The sequence below is a fragment of the Pseudoalteromonas obscura genome, from assembly GCF_030135505.1.
GTDB classification, from domain to species: domain Bacteria; phylum Pseudomonadota; class Gammaproteobacteria; order Enterobacterales; family Alteromonadaceae; genus Pseudoalteromonas; species Pseudoalteromonas obscura.
The window spans coordinates 200,234-218,950 of record NZ_JASJUT010000009.1 but is presented as its reverse complement, the minus strand read 5'-3'; the positions used below and the strand labels follow the sequence as shown (position 1 = coordinate 218,950).

The 18,717-nt window shown below is 44.0% G+C and carries 17 protein-coding genes; 8 read left to right on the top strand and 9 right to left on the bottom strand.

Translation table 11 applies throughout. The features are described 5' to 3' along the window. Window position 1: 1 nt before the first annotated feature. Window positions 2-712 carry a histidine utilization repressor gene (hutC, locus tag QNM18_RS19225; RefSeq protein WP_284138151.1) on the bottom strand — a complete coding sequence of 237 codons (711 nt, stop codon included), beginning with the start codon at window positions 710-712 and terminating at the stop codon, window positions 2-4. 154 nt (window positions 713-866) lie between these two features. Between hutC and hutI the strand changes: the two genes are divergently transcribed. After that, complete coding sequence (gene hutI / locus QNM18_RS19220; RefSeq protein ID WP_284138176.1) at window positions 867-2,048, top strand: imidazolonepropionase; 1,182 nt, start codon at window positions 867-869, stop codon at window positions 2,046-2,048. Window positions 2,049-2,176: 128 nt separating this feature from the next. Continuing rightward, window positions 2,177-3,913 carry an EAL domain-containing protein gene (locus QNM18_RS19215; RefSeq protein ID WP_417714840.1) on the top strand — a complete coding sequence of 579 codons (1,737 nt, stop codon included), beginning with the start codon at window positions 2,177-2,179 and terminating at the stop codon, window positions 3,911-3,913. Here the strand turns inward: QNM18_RS19215 and QNM18_RS19210 are convergent. Both QNM18_RS19210 and rraA read right to left on the bottom strand, forming a co-directional pair. Further along, complete coding sequence (locus QNM18_RS19210; RefSeq protein WP_284138150.1) at window positions 3,910-4,965, bottom strand: formimidoylglutamase; 1,056 nt, start codon at window positions 4,963-4,965, stop codon at window positions 3,910-3,912. The genes QNM18_RS19215 and QNM18_RS19210 overlap by 4 nt on opposite strands. Before the next feature lie 92 nt (window positions 4,966-5,057). Continuing rightward, complete coding sequence (gene rraA, locus QNM18_RS19205) at window positions 5,058-5,561, bottom strand: ribonuclease E activity regulator RraA (RefSeq protein WP_036975546.1); 504 nt, start codon at window positions 5,559-5,561, stop codon at window positions 5,058-5,060. A gap of 157 nt (window positions 5,562-5,718) precedes the next feature. Here rraA and QNM18_RS19200 point away from each other — a divergent pair, with 157 nt between their 5' ends. The 3 genes from QNM18_RS19200 to QNM18_RS19190 all read left to right on the top strand — a co-directional run bounded on the left by QNM18_RS19200 (window position 5,719) and on the right by QNM18_RS19190 (window position 9,274). Further along, window positions 5,719-6,243 carry a phosphatase PAP2 family protein gene (locus QNM18_RS19200; RefSeq protein WP_211012928.1) on the top strand — a complete coding sequence of 175 codons (525 nt, stop codon included), beginning with the start codon at window positions 5,719-5,721 and terminating at the stop codon, window positions 6,241-6,243. Continuing rightward, on the top strand, window positions 6,240-7,286 hold the full coding sequence (locus QNM18_RS19195; protein ID WP_284138149.1) for an MJ1255/VC2487 family glycosyltransferase: 1,047 nt from the start codon (window positions 6,240-6,242) through the stop codon (window positions 7,284-7,286). Before QNM18_RS19200 ends, QNM18_RS19195 begins: the two co-directional genes overlap by 4 nt. Before the next feature lie 107 nt (window positions 7,287-7,393). Then, window positions 7,394-9,274, top strand: coding sequence for a methyl-accepting chemotaxis protein (locus tag QNM18_RS19190; protein WP_211012930.1), 1,881 nt, complete (start codon window positions 7,394-7,396; stop codon window positions 9,272-9,274). 79 nt (window positions 9,275-9,353) lie between these two features. Here QNM18_RS19190 and QNM18_RS19185 read toward each other — a convergent pair whose 3' ends face one another. The 5 genes from QNM18_RS19185 to priA form a co-directional block, all read right to left on the bottom strand. Next, window positions 9,354-9,728, bottom strand: coding sequence for a gamma-butyrobetaine hydroxylase family protein (locus QNM18_RS19185; protein WP_284138148.1), 375 nt, complete (start codon window positions 9,726-9,728; stop codon window positions 9,354-9,356). 36 nt (window positions 9,729-9,764) lie between these two features. Further along, window positions 9,765-11,093, bottom strand: coding sequence for an HslU--HslV peptidase ATPase subunit (hslU, locus tag QNM18_RS19180; RefSeq protein WP_211012932.1), 1,329 nt, complete (start codon window positions 11,091-11,093; stop codon window positions 9,765-9,767). 11 nt (window positions 11,094-11,104) lie between these two features. Then, window positions 11,105-11,623, bottom strand: coding sequence for an ATP-dependent protease subunit HslV (gene hslV, locus QNM18_RS19175; RefSeq protein ID WP_023398436.1), 519 nt, complete (start codon window positions 11,621-11,623; stop codon window positions 11,105-11,107). A gap of 75 nt (window positions 11,624-11,698) precedes the next feature. After that, complete coding sequence (locus QNM18_RS19170; protein ID WP_211012933.1) at window positions 11,699-12,238, bottom strand: SPOR domain-containing protein; 540 nt, start codon at window positions 12,236-12,238, stop codon at window positions 11,699-11,701. Window positions 12,239-12,244: 6 nt separating this feature from the next. Beyond that, complete coding sequence (gene priA / locus QNM18_RS19165) at window positions 12,245-14,416, bottom strand: primosomal protein N' (protein ID WP_284138147.1); 2,172 nt, start codon at window positions 14,414-14,416, stop codon at window positions 12,245-12,247. A gap of 255 nt (window positions 14,417-14,671) precedes the next feature. On the opposite strand from priA, the gene rpmE reads away from it, so the two are divergent. Beyond that, window positions 14,672-14,887, top strand: a complete 216-nt coding sequence (gene rpmE / locus QNM18_RS19160) for a 50S ribosomal protein L31 (protein WP_023398433.1) — start codon at window positions 14,672-14,674, stop codon at window positions 14,885-14,887. Between the two features lie 618 nt (window positions 14,888-15,505). Beyond that, window positions 15,506-16,747, top strand: coding sequence for a malic enzyme-like NAD(P)-binding protein (locus QNM18_RS19155; protein WP_284138146.1), 1,242 nt, complete (start codon window positions 15,506-15,508; stop codon window positions 16,745-16,747). 94 nt (window positions 16,748-16,841) lie between these two features. Here QNM18_RS19155 and metJ read toward each other — a convergent pair whose 3' ends face one another. Beyond that, window positions 16,842-17,162, bottom strand: a complete 321-nt coding sequence (metJ, locus tag QNM18_RS19150) for a met regulon transcriptional regulator MetJ (protein ID WP_023397680.1) — start codon at window positions 17,160-17,162, stop codon at window positions 16,842-16,844. 327 nt (window positions 17,163-17,489) lie between these two features. Here metJ and metB point away from each other — a divergent pair, with 327 nt between their 5' ends. Continuing rightward, window positions 17,490-18,713, top strand: coding sequence for a cystathionine gamma-synthase (gene metB / locus QNM18_RS19145; protein WP_211012935.1), 1,224 nt, complete (start codon window positions 17,490-17,492; stop codon window positions 18,711-18,713). Window positions 18,714-18,717: the final 4 nt, after the last annotated feature.

Below are 18,717 nucleotides of genomic sequence, written 5' to 3'. Positions count from 1 at the left end.
CTTACTTTTTGAACGTGAGGTGACCACCAAGGCGGTACTTACTGCCAGGCGATATAAGTCGTGCAAAGCTGACGATGCCTTGAGAGGACCATGTTCTTCTGATCATCTGTAGGCACGGCTCTTCGTTAAACATGTTCAGCCATTGGCAGACTTCTTCATTGGGCATAATGGCCTCAACGGTATGGCGAGCCTCAGTGAGCGGGGCAACATGGGTCAAATATTCATGGGGCGTCAAAGTGGTAAAGTTCTGTTGTAAATATTCTGGCGCAAGTGCCGGATTGACGAAACGTTCTTCGACTTGAATGGGCTCTTCATTTTCGTGATGGACAATAACACTGCGATAGACTTGACTGTCTATCTCTACACCCAACGCGATTGCAATTGGCGCGATAGCAGACATTGACTCCAGTGATAAAACAACACAACTGTAGTTGCCACCACGCTCTTCCACCTCATCTGCGATATTACGGATCTCTAACAGTGAAGATTGAGATTTAAGACTCGCAACAAACGTCCCCAACCCTTGACTGCGGGTGAGCACGCCATCTTCGGTTAACTCGCTCAGCGCTCGCCTAGCGGTCATACGGCTTACTTTAAATTGATCAGATAACTCATTTTCAGACGGTACACGTTGATGCTCTTGCCAAGTTCCAGCGCGAATTTGATCAATAATGTGTTGTTTAATTTGTGCAAACTTAGGTTGTTCTGGCACTGTCTGCTACCGTGTAATAAAAGCTTATTCATAAAGGTGGCATAGCTATCTTGTATATACAAGTATTCTTGCTAAACTTGTATCAATTTTCTCCAACTGAGTGTAGACAGTGATTGAAGTAGATTTAGTAATAACTGATGCAAATATAGCCACAATGGACGACCAAGTCACAGGCGCTTATGGCATCATAGAAAATGCCGCGATAATGATAAAGGGCGACACCATTTTTTGGTTAGGCAAAGAATCTGAGATGCCTGAGTTCGATGCACTTGCAACGCCAGTTACGTCGGCAAAAGGAGCCTGGTTGACGCCTGGATTGATCGATTGTCATACCCATATTTTATTTGCTGGTTCACGTGCGGAGGAGTTTGAAAAGCGTTTAAATGGGGTGTCTTATCAGCAAATTGCTGAGCAAGGTGGAGGTATTGCCACTACGGTTAAGGCAACGAGGCTGGCCTCTAAAGAAGAGCTTTTTGTTGTTGCAAAACAGCGTCTAAATGCGTTGCTAAAAGAGGGAGTGACAACCGTAGAGAGCAAGTCCGGTTATGGTCTAGATACAGAAAGCGAGCTTAAATTACTCGAAGTAAACCAGATATTGGATGACCATCACCCAATTCAAATTCAAAGCACCTTTTTAGGCGCACACGCATTACCGCCTGAATATAAGGGCAATAGTGATGGCTATATCGATCTAGTGTGTGACGAAATGTTACCGCTAGTTGCACAGAGAGGCTTGGCTGATGCAGTTGATGTTTTTTGTGAAAATGTCGGATTCAGTCACGCTCAAACAAAACGTGTTTTTGAACGTGCAACGGAATTGGGTTTAAAAGTTAAATGCCATGCAGAGCAACTCTCAAATCAACATGGCAGTGAGTTAGTTGCTGAATTTGGTGGGCTGTCAGCGGATCATATCGAATACCTAGATGAGCGCGGCGTGATGGCAATGGCTAAGTCTGGCACTGTGGCTGTGATCTTACCTGGTGCGTTTTACTTCCTAAGAGAGACGCAACACCCACCTGTAGAATTGCTGCGAAAGCATCAGGTTCCGATTGCAATCGCCAGTGATTTTAACCCCGGCACTGCGCCTCTATGCTCGCTGCGTCTAATGCTAAATATGGCGTGTACTCTATTTAAAATGACACCAGAAGAGTCGTTGTTAGGTGTCACGAGACATGCTGCAAAAGCGCTTGGGCTTTCCGACAGAGGAGTGCTGAAAGTCGGCGCGAAAGCAGATATTGCGATGTGGCAAATCCAACATCCCGCTGAATTAAGTTACCAGTTTGGCGTAAACGATCTGTTAAATCTGTGGATATCGGGTAGACTTACTCAATATTAAAGGTCAGTAGTGGTCGTGTAATGGCTAAATTTTCGTTGATAAAATATCTCTTTATATTGCTCAATATGTGCTGGGTATTTCCAACTTGGGGAGCAACGAAACTAGCTGATCTCTCACTGCATACCGTCATGTACTCTCCGCTGGCGGTGGCATTTTATGCGGGGGTGGTGGTGAGCTTGAGCTTAGTTGCCATCGCCCGTTCACACTTTGCTGTCAATCGTATTCTTCACGCGCTACTTGGTGCGGCAGGACTGGCTATACTCGCCTCTATGGGCGATATCGCACTTTACGTTTTAGTTGCCATTTTACTATTGCATATATGGCAAAGCGATAAATTGGGTCAAGGCCGTCATATTGTGATCTGTGCGCTGTGTGCAGTTGCTGCGACATTGTTGACGGTCAGCCATTTTTGGTGGCATTTACCAAGTGTTTATGTGGTTTTAACTCTGCTTCCTGTGTTTATCAGCGAATTATTTCTTGAAGGGCCGCGATTAGATGACAGAGCCCCGATGGAGTCTAATTTAGACTCTAATGCGGATATATTGGGGCTACCGGATAGAGCAGGTATTCGAGAAGCATTTAATGAGTATCGAGCGCGTGAGCCTGGGACAGCCATGTTGGTGATGGTGAGGCTTGAAGGGTTTCAACAAGTTAATTTTCACCTTGGTCGTGAGTTTGGTGACTTGTTGCTCGCGCAATCCGCAAATCGCATGAAACAACATTTACAATGCCACGATATTATGCCCATCGCGATGGGCAATGATGTTGAGCGATTAGCGCATCTAGGTGGATTGCATTTTGTATTTGTGTGTAGCCTAGCTCACCAGCAGCATCTTCACGAACAATTATGTGCAGAAATAATCGAGAGTACGCTAAAACCTTTCAATGTTGGTAACTGTATTATAGAGGTCAGTGCAAGGGCTAGTTATGTCAACTGTGATGAAGAATTGGGTCAATTTGACGAGTTGCTTACTTGTGTATTTTTGGCGCTAGACAGCAGCCCAGATAAAACCATCGCACCTTACCAGCAGAAAATGCAGATCGATAGATTAGAGCAACAAGCTAGACTGGCAGAGCTCGCGCATATTGACTTTAAAAATGAGTTGGAACTGTATTTTCAACCAATTGTTAGAAACAGTGACGGCGACATTGAATACGTTGAGTTGCTCTTGCGCTGGCAGCACCCCAAGCAAGGGATCTTAGCTGCGAGTAAGTTCATCGATGATATTCGTATCGCAGGGCTTGCACTGCCTTTGGCGCAGTATGTTATTGAACGTGCAGCTGAAATCGCGCTGGCGCTTCGGGTTGAAGGGATCCAAATGCCACTTGGGATCAACCTGTTTGGGCCTGAAATGTTGCACGAAGAGTTCATCGAGTTTGTTGATAGAATTTTGGTCGAACATCAGCTGATGCCGCAAGATATTATCATTGAGTGTCCATCACAGATGTTCACCACACTTGATCAACAAGGTGTCGCCATGGTGGCCAGGTTGCGCACTATGGGCGTGAAGCTCTGTGTAGATGGTTTTGGAGAATCTCCACTATTATTGGCTAAGCTGCCAAAGTTAGAAGTGGACTATGTGAAACTTGGGCGCTCATTGACGACGCCGAATCAGAGCCAAGGGAACTTTAAGGCTGTGGTGCGTGGCATCGTTGAAATGCAGAACGTACAAGAGTGTAAGGTGATCTGCGAAGGAGTAGAGTCTCAAGAGCAATTGCAGTTTGCCCAAAACCTCAATGCTTTTGCCGCTCAAGGTTATTTATTTACACGGCCTCTGAGTAGTATCGGCATGATCAGTTGGTTGAAGCAGTGGCGCTGGGAGCACCCTCTAGGAGATAGTCCCAACACCTCAGATGCTAGCTAGTTTTGTCGCGCTTTCAAATAGCTACATACTAGACCTGACAATACTTGCCCCGCCTCGATATATCCTTGAGCAGCCCCCTGAGGGTGATTTTTTGGTGCAGCTTCGCACAGGTGCAAATAGTGTGTATTTGCTTGTTTGGCACTCAGGTAAACAAAGTGCTCTGCATCATTAACGCTGAAGCCACAATTGGTATACGCACTGACTGGCATCCCTGAAATAGCATCGACATCCACCTCAATACCAAGAGGAAGATTTGGATCAAACCGTGTAGTTGCAACTTTAATAGCATCGGTGAGTGATGTGCTGCGAGATACCAAGATGTCTTGGTACGTAGTATAAGTAAACCCAGCGCTTTGCAATGAAGCAATGATGGTGTCATTGTTTTTCTGTTCATGCATACCGACAACGTGATAATCAGCAAGGTAACCGGCATGATGTGCGTAACTAAACCCGTTACCTGAATGTCTGCCTTCTATGGCTCTAAAATCAGCGTGGGGGTCAAAGTTTATTGCCTGACATTGTTTCTGTTGACTGTTTGACAGAGCTTGCAACAAACCAAAGCTGTTGTTGTGGCCACCACCTATCACAATTGGTTCTAGCCCCGCATCAAATATGGCTTTTAGTACAGCGCTAACACGCACATCCAGTTCTTCACACAAGGTTCTAAGTCGAGTGAGGTCGGCATCTAAGCTGTTATCCAGCGTCTCACTTTGTTGCTGTAAATCATCGGTGATGACCTCTCCCAGTAATAGCACATTGCTAGGAGTGAGAAACTGATTGCAAGGCAAATTTAAAAAACGTTTTAAAAATGCGTGCCAGCCATCCGTTGCTCCGCCGTTACCGCAATTACCGCGCGGTCCAATGTCTTCGTTGACGGCAACGAGAACATATTTTATGCCAAACTCTGCGGCATCTTTTAGTGCCTCAGGCAGCGGGGATTGTGACTTCAAAAAAGACAATGATTGCCAAAATCGTGTTTCATTTTCTCGTGTAGCTGTATATTCGCTGATGTTTGATTCGTTATAAATCTTGATCCAGTTATGTGCAGTCATGGTGTTTCAGGTATTAAAAGCAGGTTAGGGTAAACAGCGCCAAGCCAGGGCTCGTAAAGCACAGTGGCTTGGTGATGGACTTAAATAGTAGGTTAGGCGTCGTCTTCGTCTACTTCGAGCAATAACTCTTCAGCTGAAATAACAATGCCTGTCGAGTCTGCGTACAGGAAATCATCATCAAAGAAAGAAACACCTGCAAAATTGACAGGAATGCCTTGCACGCCCGTGCCCTCGCTGTCTGCGCCGACAGGAATAGAGGCAATGGCTTGAATGCCAAGCTCACATTCTTCGAGCTCTTCGACATGACGTACTGCGCCGTATACGACGATGCCTTGCCAGTTGTTCTCCAAGGCAAGCTCAGCGAGATCAATGTCGATTAAGGCGCGTCGTGTAGAGCCTCCACCATCAATCAATAAAACTTTACCAGTTCCATCTTGTTGCAGTACTTCGGCGATCATTTCGTTGTTTTCGAAACATTTCACCGTTTTTATACGACCACAAAAGGCATGTTGTCCGCCAAAGTTAATAAACATTGGCTCAAGTACGTCAATGGCATCGGCGAAGTGATCACACAGATCAGACGTGCTGTAATCCATCATAGTATCCTCAGAGAATGGCTAAACTGTTGTCAGTATACTCCCATTGAGAAGCTGCGCAATGCTTTGAATAAACTTACATAATTGTGTCACAAAAATGTCGCGGTATTGTTATTAAGCTCTTCTATGCTGAAATTGTGAACAAATGTAAGCAACTATGATGAAAGCACAAATAATTAAACTAGACACGGCGCTCTATTTTGCACTGTACAAGCCGAAACGGCGAAAATGGTTTAACTGGTTGATGTTAATGCTGTCTAAAAGTGGCAACGGTGGTCTATACGTCATTTTAGCATTATTGAATGGTTACTTTATGGGCAGTGATGGTAGCGCATTTGTACAAATGGTACTGGTTGCGTTTGCCATAGAGCGACCATTGTATTTTGTAATGAAAAAGCACTTTGCCAGGATAAGACCGTGCGATTGTCTGGCTGTAAAGGCAATGCTTACACCCAGTGATAAGTTTAGCTTGCCCTCGGGTCACAGTGCAGGGGCGTGGTTGTATGCCACGTGCCTGATTGATGTTTATCCGGTATTGACCATCCCTTTGCTGATTTGGGCGGCGGGAGTTTCGTTATCACGCGTTTTGGTTGGAGTACATTATCCAATAGATGTTGTGCTCGGAGCATTGATGGGCAGTGGGTGTGCTTTATTGGCCATCGGCATTTTAGGAGAGTTATGAGAATACTATATGGGATCCAAGGGACGGGGAATGGCCACATTACACGTGCACGTGTGATGGCGGAATGTTTTACCAAACTCGGAATTGATGTTGATTATTTGTTTTCCGGAAGGGATGCTAACCAATACTTTGATATGGGGGTATTTGGTCAATATCAGGTGAGACGCGGGCTAAGCTTTATTACTAAAGGCGGCAAATTAAATTATCAAGAAACCATGAAGCAGCTTAAACTTGGTGCCTTTTTACGCGATGTTCGACAGCTGGATATCAAGCAATATGACCTTGTGTTCAACGATTTTGAACCTGTGTCTGCATGGGCTGCGAAATTAGCGAAAGTGCCAGTCGTTGCGATGAGCCATCAAGCGGCATTTTTATCTCCAGAAGTGCCTTTATTTGGTGCTGGTTTTATGGAACGAGCTTTGATCCGTTGGTTTGCACCTGCAAATGTGCATTTGGGGGTGCATTGGCAACCGTTTGCAAAAAACATATTACCGCCTTTTATTGCTTTTCATGGTAATCAGACGGTATCAATTGCGAATAAAATACTGGTGTATTTGCCTTTCGAAGATCTGAATAGCATTGTTGAATTACTTGGGGATTTCCCTGATAGAGAGTTTTATTGTTATCACCCTGATGCGGTTGATCAGTCGATCAATCATATTCATTTGCGTGCGCCGTCCAGAACGGGATTTTTGGAAGACTTGACAAGTGCATCTGGGGTTGTTGCAAATGCTGGGTTTGAGTTGTCTAGCGAAGCGCTCAAGTTTGGCAAAAAACTATTATTGAAACCTTTACAAGGACAATTTGAACAATTAAGCAATGCGATGACGTTGCAGTCCTTGGGTTTGGCTGAGGTGATGAACTATCTAAACTCCGAAGCGTTGGGGGAGTGGTTAGAACATCCGGAGGGGCAAATAATCGATTTCCCTTCAGATGCAACGCCTTTGGCAAAGTGGCTTGCGAAAGGCCAATGGCAAGATTACGGCAGTTTACATGACAGTTTATGGCAACCAATACTCTATAACAGGAACAAAGTTGCATAGTATGTAAAAAACATGAAATATTTTTGATTAAACTTGTAGATTCAATTTCGGCGCAAGGTGAGTTTGGCTATACTGTATTGCAGGTTCTGTAATAATTAGGTAACTGTATGGCTCTACTTGAAAATCTAACCATAAAAAGGCGTTTACAGCTCAATGCTGTTGTTGTCGGTGTTGCTTTGCTGGTTATGCTGGCTGTGATCATCACTGAAGCCAATACAATGCGCCAGTTGAATGAGACCATTCAATATGCAGAAGAACTGGATGTTCATGAGTTGTCCATGCGAAAGTATGAGAAAAACTTTCTATTTTACAAAGATGTAGCTGCGCTGGAACAGTTTGAAAAGGAATATAAACAACTTAAGCAAAAAAAATCGCAACTTGAAGCTGTTTTTATCGACTTTGGCATCGATTTAGCGCAACTGAATCAGTTTGAACAGTTGGTTACCCAATATCACGCTGAATTTAATCGCGTTGTTGAATTACAAAAGACCATAGGCATGCACCCAAAAGATGCCCTATATGGTGAATTGCGAAAAGCGGTGCATGGTGTAGAAACGCTGCTAAAACAAAAAGAAGACTACAAGTTGCTGACAACCATGCTGCAACTTAGACGCGCAGAAAAAGATTTTATGCTGCGTCTAGATACCAAATATCTAGGTAAGTTTAATAAGCACATTGAGACGTTTGAGTCTCAGATCCGTGCATCCAGTCATAGCCGCGCTTACCAGCAAGAACTCATTGATTTACTCGGCGTGTATCAAGCCAAATTCAAAGGCTTAGTGGATGCACAGGTAACACTGGGTGTCGATTTAAATAGCGGTGCATTGGGCGATATGCGTACCGTGGTGAAGAAAAGCGATGCGGTGGTTGTCGCCATTGTTGAGCAGACCAAGCGTGAGATTTCAGAAAATGCAGAATTTGCCAAGTCGATTGCAATTCTAATTTTCTTTGCCGCAGCCGCCATTGTGATGGTATTGGTGTGGTCTACTAGCCGTTCTATTATTCGCCCTGTTGAGCGTGTTTATCAGACGATTGAGCGGATCAGACGAGAAAACAACCTCGGTATTTTGATTGAGCACAGTGGCAATGATGAAATTACCATCATGACACGCGACTTCAATAGCTTAATTGAAGACTTCAAAAACTTGATCGCAGATGTTAATCGCGCTTTAGTGACCATCAATGATGCCACATCACACCTTTCTGCGACCACAGCGCAAACCAGTGCTGGTATGAACGAGCAATTGCACGAGGCGGATATGGTGGCAACCGCAGCCACAGAAATGCAAGCGACTATTCAGGATATTTCACACAATACGGAAGCAGCAGCGCAAAAAGCAGAATCGACGAATAACAATGCACAGCAAGGCCGCAGTGAAGTGACATCAACCATAGATCACATTATGGCACTGTCTCATTCACTAAGTGGTGCCTCTGAAGTTGTTGGTCAATTGGAACGCGATGGTGAAACCATCGGTTCGGTACTTGATGTGATCAGAGGGATAGCCGAACAAACAAACCTACTGGCACTGAATGCGGCGATTGAGGCTGCTCGAGCGGGCGAGCAAGGCCGTGGCTTTGCGGTGGTTGCCGACGAAGTTAGATCTTTGGCACAGCGTACGCAAGACTCGACACAAGAGATTGAAAGTATCATTTCTACATTGCAACAGCGCACCCAAGATGTTGTAAGTATTATGGAAGAGTGCCGAAGTCAGAGTAATGAGAGTGTAGAGCAAGCAGAACGTGCTGGAGAGCTTTTAGGTTTGATCACAGAAGATGTTCAAAACATTATGGATATGAGTACGCACATTGCAACTGCCATTGATGAACAGAATCAGGTTGCGTCAGAAGTAAATAAAAATGTCGTTAAAATCCGTGATATTGCGCAAGGAGCATCTGAACATGCGGCTTCAAATGCGCAAAGTAGTGAAGAGTTGTCTGAACAGGCACGTGCACTACATAATGCCATTGACAAATACAAGGTGTGATTAACTAAAGCGTGTCTGGAGGAGTTTAGGCGCTCTTTTGCAAACAGCATCCATGTGATGCTGTTTTTGTTTCTAAGGCCTAAGGGACAAATTTAATCGGTACGCTGTCTTTGTTCTTATGGTGTTGCTGCACTTTTTCTTGATATTGTGCCCATAATACTTGGTGATCTGTACATAGCTTACGTAGGTACTGCCAACTAAATAGTCCAGAGTTGTGGCCATCGTCAAAACATAGCCTGACAGCATAATGCCCAACGGGCTCAATTGCGTTTAAGGTGACATTTTGCTTGTTTAATACCAGTTGCGCTTGTTCAGGACTGTGTCCTTGTACTTCCGCAGACGGAGAGTGGGTGCGTAAAAGCTCCGCACTGAGCGTGACTTTCATGCCGTCGTCAAAACTAATGTCGAGTTGCTTACTTTGTCGATGGTAATGGAGTTTGGTTACTTGATACATAAAAATTGGGCCAGCATCGCTGACCCAGTCTCCGAACTATAGAATGAAGCGGCTTAAGTCTTCATCTTGAACTAGCATATCAAGGTGCTGTTCAACGTATTTCGCATCAATTTGCAATGCTTGGCCTGCTTTGTCTGAGGCATCGAACGAGATCTCTTCCATCAGCTTTTCCATCACAGTATGTAGACGTCTTGCACCGATATTTTCAGTCTTTTCGTTTACTTGCCACGCAGCTTCTGCGATACGCTCAATCGCATCTTCAGTGAAATCGACAGTCACTTGCTCTGTTTGTAACAGCGCTTGTTGCTGCTCAGTGAGTGAGGCATGAGGCTCAGTCAGGATGCGCTTAAAGTCTTTTGCAGTCAGAGCTTCAAGCTCTACGCGAATAGGTAAACGACCTTGCAACTCTGGGATCAGATCAGAAGGCTTAGCCATTTGGAAAGCACCAGAGGCAATAAACAAGATATGGTCAGTTTTAACCATGCCGTGTTTTGTACTGACAGTAGAACCTTCAATTAAAGGCAATAGGTCACGTTGAACACCTTCGCGACTGACGTCTGGACCTGACGCTTCACCACGTTTACAGATTTTGTCGATTTCATCGACAAACACGATACCGTTTTGCTCAACGGCGAAGATAGCTTGCTCTTTTAGCTCTTCAGGGTTCACCAATTTAGCGGCTTCTTCTTCGATGAGCAGCTTAAAGGCATCTTTAATTTTAAGCTTGCGATTCTTTTTCTTGTCGCCAGACAAGTTTTGGAACATGCCTTGTAGCTGGTTGGTCATTTCTTCCATACCAGGAGGTGCCATGATCTCAACTTGCGGTGATGTTTCCGCGATATCGATATCGATTTCTTTGTCGTCTAGTTGACCTTCGCGTAGCTTTTTACGGAACACTTGACGAGTTGAGCTATTTTCAGCTGGTTGTGCTTCACCCCATGCGTCTTTAGCTGGTGGTAATAGCGCGTCTAAAATACGCTCTTCGGCAGCTTCTTCTGCACGGTGTTTGTGCTTTTTAGTCTGTTGCTCTCGAGTCATTTTGAAAGAGACTTCAACTAGATCGCGGATAATGGTTTCAACTTCTTTACCCACATAGCCCACTTCTGTGAACTTGGTTGCTTCAACTTTGATAAACGGTGCGTTGGCAAGTTTAGCGAGTCGACGTGCGATCTCGGTTTTACCTACACCAGTTGGACCAATCATAAGAATGTTTTTTGGGGTAACTTCAGCGCGAAGGTCGTCATTGAGTTGCATGCGACGCCAGCGATTTCGAAGAGCAATAGCAACTGCTTTTTTAGCTTTGTCTTGACCAATAATATGCTGGTCCAATTCATGAACGATTTCTCTAGGTGTCATTGCTGTCATGGATTTTCCTATTACAATTCTTCGATGGTCTGGAAGTTGTTTGTGAATACACAAATATCACCCGCAATTTTCAAGCTTTTCTCGACAATTTCGCGTGCACTCAAGTCGGTATTTTCAATCAGTGCTGTTGCAGCCGCTTGGGCGAAGTTACCGCCGCTGCCAATGGCAATAAGGTCATGTTCTGGTTGTACAACATCGCCGTTACCTGTGATGATCAGTGAAGCCGTTTCATCCGCTACAGCAAGCAGCGCTTCGAGCTTTCTGAGCGCGCGGTCTGTTCGCCAATCTTTGGCCATTTCAACAGCCGCACGAGTGAGGTGTCCTTGGTGCATTTCCAATTTAGTTTCGAAACGCTCAAATAATGTAAATGCATCGGCAGTACCACCGGCAAAACCTGCCAGTACTTTACCGTTGTAAAGGCGACGCACTTTTTTGGCATTGCCTTTCATCACCGTATTGCCAAGAGACACTTGGCCGTCGCCACCGATAACAACTTTGTCATCACGACGAACGCTTACGATAGTAGTCATAGTATTCCTTAAAAGAGGCCTTTGCCTCGGATAATTATATCAATAAATGCTTAAATGAGGGCAGCTAGGCTAATTTCAAGTCCAGCCCCAAATTCCGCAGTCAACGATTTTGATGCGCTGCAATCTATTTTTATCGCTTTCAGCATCGCGCTTTTTGTCATAGGGCCCTAAACGCACACGGTACCAAACACCGTTACTCCCTTCAGTGCGGCGAATTTCAGATAAGAGGCCTGCAAAGGCAATGCGCGCTTTGCGCTTTTCCGCTTGTTCATAGGTTCTGAAAGAGCCACACTGCATTTGAAATGGACCCCGTGATTTAATGACTTTAACCTCAGCTTCCACTTTCGCTTTTTTCATATCATCGATGAACGGAGGTGGACGAGGCAGCTCTTTTTTATTTTCAACCACAGCGGTAGGTTCCGCCGGTGTTTGTGCCTGTTGGACTTTGGCAGGATCAGCATGCTCTTTGATAAACCACAAGCCATAGGCGAACCCGCCGATCAGCAGCATTGCGAAGGCAGCAAGGACTTTCGGAAAAGGTTTCTGCGTTTTAGGTTGTTGTTTCTTTTGTCCCTTTTTCTTCGGGGTTTTGTTTATATAATCGTGTTGTGCCATATCAGTTTAATAGGTATCCATAGGATCAACATCAATATTCCAGCGCACCCGTGTGGCAAGTTTGTGGCTGCTTATATATTCCTTAAGTTGCATGAGATATTGATGCAAAACATTGCGTTGCGTTGCCTGTATATGTAATTGATAACGGTACTTTCCCGCGAGGCGCTCCATGGGCGCCGGGATCGGACCTAGCAATTGTATACCAGAGAATGGCTGCGCTGGAACCAAATCGGATAAAAATGTCATGACAAGGTGCGCGGAAGTTGCTTCTGCTCTGACCAACGCGAGATGTGTGTATGGTGGAAGCATTGTCTCTTGGCGCTCTGTGAGTGCGTAGCGCGCAAAGTCTTGATAGCCATTATTAACTAAATCTTGCAGCAGTGGATGTTCGGGAAAGTGGGTCTGTAATATCACCGTGCCAGGCTCTCCACTTCTACCTGCTCGACCTGCTACTTGGGTTATCAATTGGGCCATATGTTCAGTTGCTCTAAAGTCACTTGAATATAAACCACTGTCGACATCCAAAATAACCACAAGCGCGACATCGGGGAAATGGTGACCTTTCGCCAGCATTTGGGTGCCGATCAGCACTTGAGCCCCACCTTGGTGGATCTGCTCAAGGGCACTTTCTAAGCTGCCTTTCCTTCTGGTTGAATCTCTGTCAATACGACAGATAGGGATGTCTTCAAATTGAGCAGAGATAAACTCCTCCAGCTGCTCTGTACCAAGTCCTGTGGGCATAATCTGCGTACTACCACAATCTGGGCATTGGTGAGGAACAAATTGCTGTTCACCGCAGTGGTGGCACACCAAGCGCTGCATTGATTTGTGATAGGTGGCGCTGGTACTGCAGTGTTGACAGTCACTTATCCAAGCACACTCATGGCAAATCAATGTCGGCGCGAAACCTCGGCGATTAAGAAAGATCATAGCCTGCTTACCCATAGCCAGAGTACGCTCAATTGCTTTTAAACTTGTGCTGGCGAACCCACCTTGCGTTTGTTGGGCTTTCATATCGACAAGTAAAAATTGATTGTCTTGACTGGTTTGCGCACGTTTACTTAGTGTCAGCAGTTGAAACTTATTATCCAGTGCTTTTTTTAAGGTTTCCAGCGCGGGTGTTGCTGTCCCTAAAAGCAGCGAACACTGCGCTTGATGAGCACGGTAAGCGGCCAAATCTCGAGCGTGGTAGCGCAAACTATCTTGCTGTTTAAACGAATGATCATGCTCTTCATCAACGATGATCATCGCGAGGGATTTAAACGGTAAAAAAATACTAGAGCGAGTGCCAATGACAAGCGCTGTGGTGGCTTGCTGAGCACGACGCCACGTATGCAAGCGCTCGTTATCAGTGAGATTGGAATGCCATAGATCAATTGGTAGGCCAGGAAAGCGACGCTTAAACCGGTTTACTGTTTGCGGAGTTAGACCTATTTCGGGTACCAATACTAAAGCTTGCTTTCCTGCTTTGAGTACTTTTTCTAAGCACTGTAAATACACCTCGGTTTTACCACTTCCGGTGATCCCTTCAATTAAAAATGTGCGAAAACCATCGGTATGATTTACTGCACTGCAAGCGGTTGCTTGTTCTTCATTTAAAGTGGGTTTAGTACCAATAGATAGCGGTTGGTTTTGCCAAGAAGTATCTGGGCGAAGCTCTTCACAAATGAGCTTTTTTTCTTGTAAGCCTTTTATTTGTGCTTGTGTAAAGCCCAAAGTTTTGAGCTCACTATGTGTCGCATCCCCGGCACTGCGCAATTGTTCTAGTAATGCAAGCTGCTTCTTGGCTCTCAATTGCGTGGTTTCTCGCCCCGCGTCGGTGAGTGTTAAAAAGGGCAACTGCGTTTTATCTACATTCTGACCGTCACGCAGTGCGCCTGGTAATGCGGTAAATATTGTCTCACCGAATGGGTAGCAATAATATTGACTGGCAAAAAGTAAAAAACTTAAATGAGCACTATCTAGAATGGGTGTGCTGTCAATAACAGATTCAAGCGGCTTTATTTTATTTTCTGGGACGTCACTATGTGTTTTTAATTCGGTGACGACGGCGACACAACGCCGATTGGCAAATTTGACCCAGACTCGACCGCCGACACAAGGGGTCATGGAGGGTTGGTAGGTGTAATCAAAAGTCTTGTGTAAAGGGACTTTTATTGCGACAGCTGCAAATGGCATGTGCTCTCCAAGTGATCCGCCTATTGCGTACAAAGTAAGAATGCGAAGTGCCAGAGTATACCTCAACACTTTCTACTTGTGAGGGTAAATTCCGGATAGTAAACAGGAATAATAAAAATCTAGTTAGATACTAATTTATTGCTTGTAGTTTGAGTATGAAAGTCCTAAAATACGCGTCCAATTTATTTGTATAACGACGTATGGTGCCAAACTTCGGGTTTGGAGAGCGATACGGCCTTAAATTAGAGGTTTCCTATGAAAGAAGGTATTCATCCTAAGTACGAGACGATCTCAGCAACTTGTTCTTGTGGTAACAAATTCGAGACGCGTTCAACACTTTGTAAAGACATTCACCTAGACGTATGTTCTTCTTGCCACCCGTTCTACACTGGTAAGCAGAAGATCCTTGATACTGGTGGTCGTGTTGATCGCTTCAACAAGCGCTTCGGTGCGCTATCTGCTAAGCGTTAATCACTGCTTAGTTAATGAAAGAAAGCACCTACGGGTGCTTTTTTCGTTTTAGTACATGCCTTTTTCTTCATACATGTGCTTCAGCATTCCCCCGAATAAAAAATAATATGCAATTTGGTATTGTATTAAAAAGTTGCCATATTTGTTCTATAGCATATGTCTAACTAAGTGGTTTAATTGGCACAGCTCCAATGTGCTTTTTGCACTGAAATTATGAAGCAAAATGTGAGATGTGTGTTTAAAACAGTCTTTGTTTTGAATAGTTATGCTTGTTTAATTTTTATTTAAAGTTAGTTAAATTCATCTAAATGTCACTAAATGTAGTTATTTTCATTTAACTGTATGGTTTTGTTAGTGAATTGATTCTTGTTCGTCATATGTGGTTTTTTTGCATATAAATTAACCTTTCATGACCAAGAATTATGGATGTTACCGTTAATTTATTGCTGTAAATTTTGATGAAAAGTAGCTTAAAAGTCGCTAAATACCAAAGAATATCGTCTAACAGGATAGACCTGATAGTGCTTGAATTAATTTTCAAAAGAGGTATTGTTGAAAGCAGTTAGCGAATTTTTATCTCACTCTCACTTTTAACTTCTCGTAGGAAAAAATCGCGTCATGTCAGATTTACGTGAAAAAGCATTACATTACCACGCTCACCCCGTCCCAGGTAAAATCAGTGTTGAACTGACAAAACCTGCTGAATCCGTCAAAGATCTAGCCTTAGCTTATAGTCCAGGTGTTGCAGAACCCGTGCGCGAAATTGCGGCAGATCCTGCAAATGCATACCGATATACAGGTAAAGGCAACATGGTTGCTGTGATCAGTAACGGTACTGCTATTTTAGGTCTGGGTAACCTAGGACCTTTGGCGTCTAAACCCGTAATGGAAGGTAAAGCGCTTTTATTTAAGCGATTTGCAGGTTTAGATTCGATTGATATCGAAGTAAAACACCGCACAACTGAAGATTTTATCAACACCGTTGCAAATATTGCAGATACGTTTGGTGGTATTAACTTAGAAGATATTAAAGCGCCAGAGTGTTTTGAAATTGAAAAAGCTTTAATTGAGCGCTGTGATGTTCCTGTTTTTCACGATGATCAGCATGGTACAGCGATCGTAACTGCTGCTGGCATGCTAAACGCTTTGGAAATTCAAGGTAAAGACATCAAAGAGGCGATCATTGTTTGTTTGGGTGCAGGTGCAGCCGCAATCGCTTGTATGGAATTGCTAATTAAATGTGGTGCTCAACGTGAACACATTTACATGTTAGACCGCAAAGGTGTTATCCATACACGTCGCGATGACTTAAATGAGTATAAAACGCTGTTTGCCAATAACACTGATAAGCGTACATTGCAGGATGTTATTGCTGAAGCCGATGTATTTGTTGGTGTATCTGGTCCTGATTTGCTATCACCAGAAGATCTTAAACTGATGGCTAATAAGCCTGTGGTTTTTGCTTGTTCGAATCCAGATCCAGAGATTAGCCCTGAAGTGGCACATAGCGCTCGAGACGACTTAATCATGGCGACAGGTCGCTCTGACTATCCAAACCAAGTTAATAACGTACTGTGTTTTCCGTTTATTTTCCGCGGTGCATTAGATGTGCGCGCTACTGCTATCAATGATGAAATGAAAATTGCAGCGGTAGAAGCTATTCGTAGTATTGCAAAAGAACCTGTACCGGAAGAAGTTTTGGTTGCAGCAGAAGTAGAAAGCTTAGAGTTTGGCTCAGAGTACATAATTCCAAAGCCTATGGACCCTCGTTTACTACCTCGTATTGCAAAAGCAGTTGCACAAGCTGCAATTGACTCAGGTGTTGCACAGATTGAACTACCTGAAAATTACATGGCATAGATTTTACGGCTAAGTCTTGTAAGGGGCTTAGTGTGTTACATGATATAAAAAAGCCTCACATTAGTGAGGCTTTTTTATATTTGATAGGGACTGATTATTCTTCGTTTATCTCAGGAATATCTAATCCCATTTTTTCCATAATCTCGCGAACTTCTGCTGGGATCTTCTCTGGATTATCTTTTCTTAAGTCTTCGTCATTTGGCAAAGGCTGGCCAGTAAACGCATGTAAAAACGCTTCACACAGTAATTCACTATTTGTTGCATGGCGCAGGTTGTTAACCTGTCGACGAGTCCGTTCATCTGTCAGTACTTTAAGTACATTCAAAGGAATTGAAACAGTGATTTTTTTCACCTGTTCTGATTTTTTACCGTGTTCTGCATATGGGTGAACATATTCACCGTTCCATTTAGCCATAATTGTGTACTTGCCTCAGTGTTTACCTTGAATGTGAATAAGACTGGATTTTGTTTGCTGAGTGCACTGCTGACGGTTTGTACCATATACAAGCTAATTGCTGTGCACTGTACAGGAAATTGGCAGAATACTCGGTCTTTTGCCATATTAGGTCAAAGATTCAGTCTTATTGGCATCCTTTATCGCTTTCGTGGCGAAATTTTATCGGTTTGAATAAGATAGTCAAATACTAGTTATTTAGCCATATAGAAGTATAAATGTTTTGACATCTCACAATTGTTCATCTAACCTTTTAGACGTCTAAACATCCAAGTATCCAGGTGACCTATGAGCCAAAGTAAGAAGTCAACGATTGCCGTGAGAAATGGCATCGATGCAGATAAGCATCATGGTGCAGTTGTGCCTCCTTTATATCTCTCTACGACCTATTCTTTCGCTGATTTTGATAAAAAGCGGGATTATGATTATGGTCGCAGTGGCAACCCAAATCGAGATATTTTAGCCGATACACTCACTCAGTTAGAAGGTGGCGAAAAAGGCATTATTACCGCAACTGGCATGGCTGCGGTTCATCTTGTGACACAGTTATTAAACCATGACGATACTTTGGTGATCCCGCATGACTGTTACGGTGGCAGTTATCGATTATTTACCTCTTTAGAAAAGCGTGGCTTATTAAAAGTAGAAGTACTTGATTTAACTCAGCCTGAAAGTCTGCAAAAGATTGCGGATATTGCGCCTAAGATAGTTTGGATAGAAACTCCGAGTAATCCAATTCTAAGACTGACAGACATTGAAGCTGTGGTGAAAGCTGCGCACGGTTGTGGCGCCTTGGTAGCTGCGGACAATACATTTTTATCACCGGCGCTGCAAAACCCAATCGCTTTTGGTGTGGATATTGTTGTGCACTCTACGACTAAGTTTATCAATGGTCACTCAGACGTTGTTGGTGGAGCTGTCATTGCTCGCACGCAAGAATTGGGGGAAGAGCTTGCTTGGTGGGCAAACAATATTGGCATTACAGGTTCACCTTTTGACAGCTACTTAACACTGCGCGGACTTAGAACTTTAAAAGTGCGCCTAAAGCAGCATGAGCACAATGCATTGGCGATAGCTCAGTATTTAGAATCTTCTCCATTTGTTGAGCAAGTTTATTATCCCGGTTTAGCTTCCCATCCACAGCATGCGCTCGCCAAAAAGCAGCAGCATGGATTTGGTGGCATGGTAAGTTTTGACATCAAAGGGGGTCTGAAAGACTCCGCTGCATTTTTAACTTCTTTGTCCCAATTTTCTCTAGCTGAATCTTTGGGTGGTGTAGAGAGTTTGATTTGTCACCCAGCTACGATGACCCATGCAGGGATGGATCCACAGGCTAGACTTGAAGCGGGCGTAGGCGATACGTTAATCCGAATTTCCGTTGGAATTGAAGACGTTGAAGATTTGTTAGCAGATCTTGAGCAAGCGTTTAAAAAGGTGTACAGTCCTGTAAGCGGTGATTCTGACGATGCCAAAGACTTTAAACTATCCCCTGCACATACGGTTTTATGGTAACAAT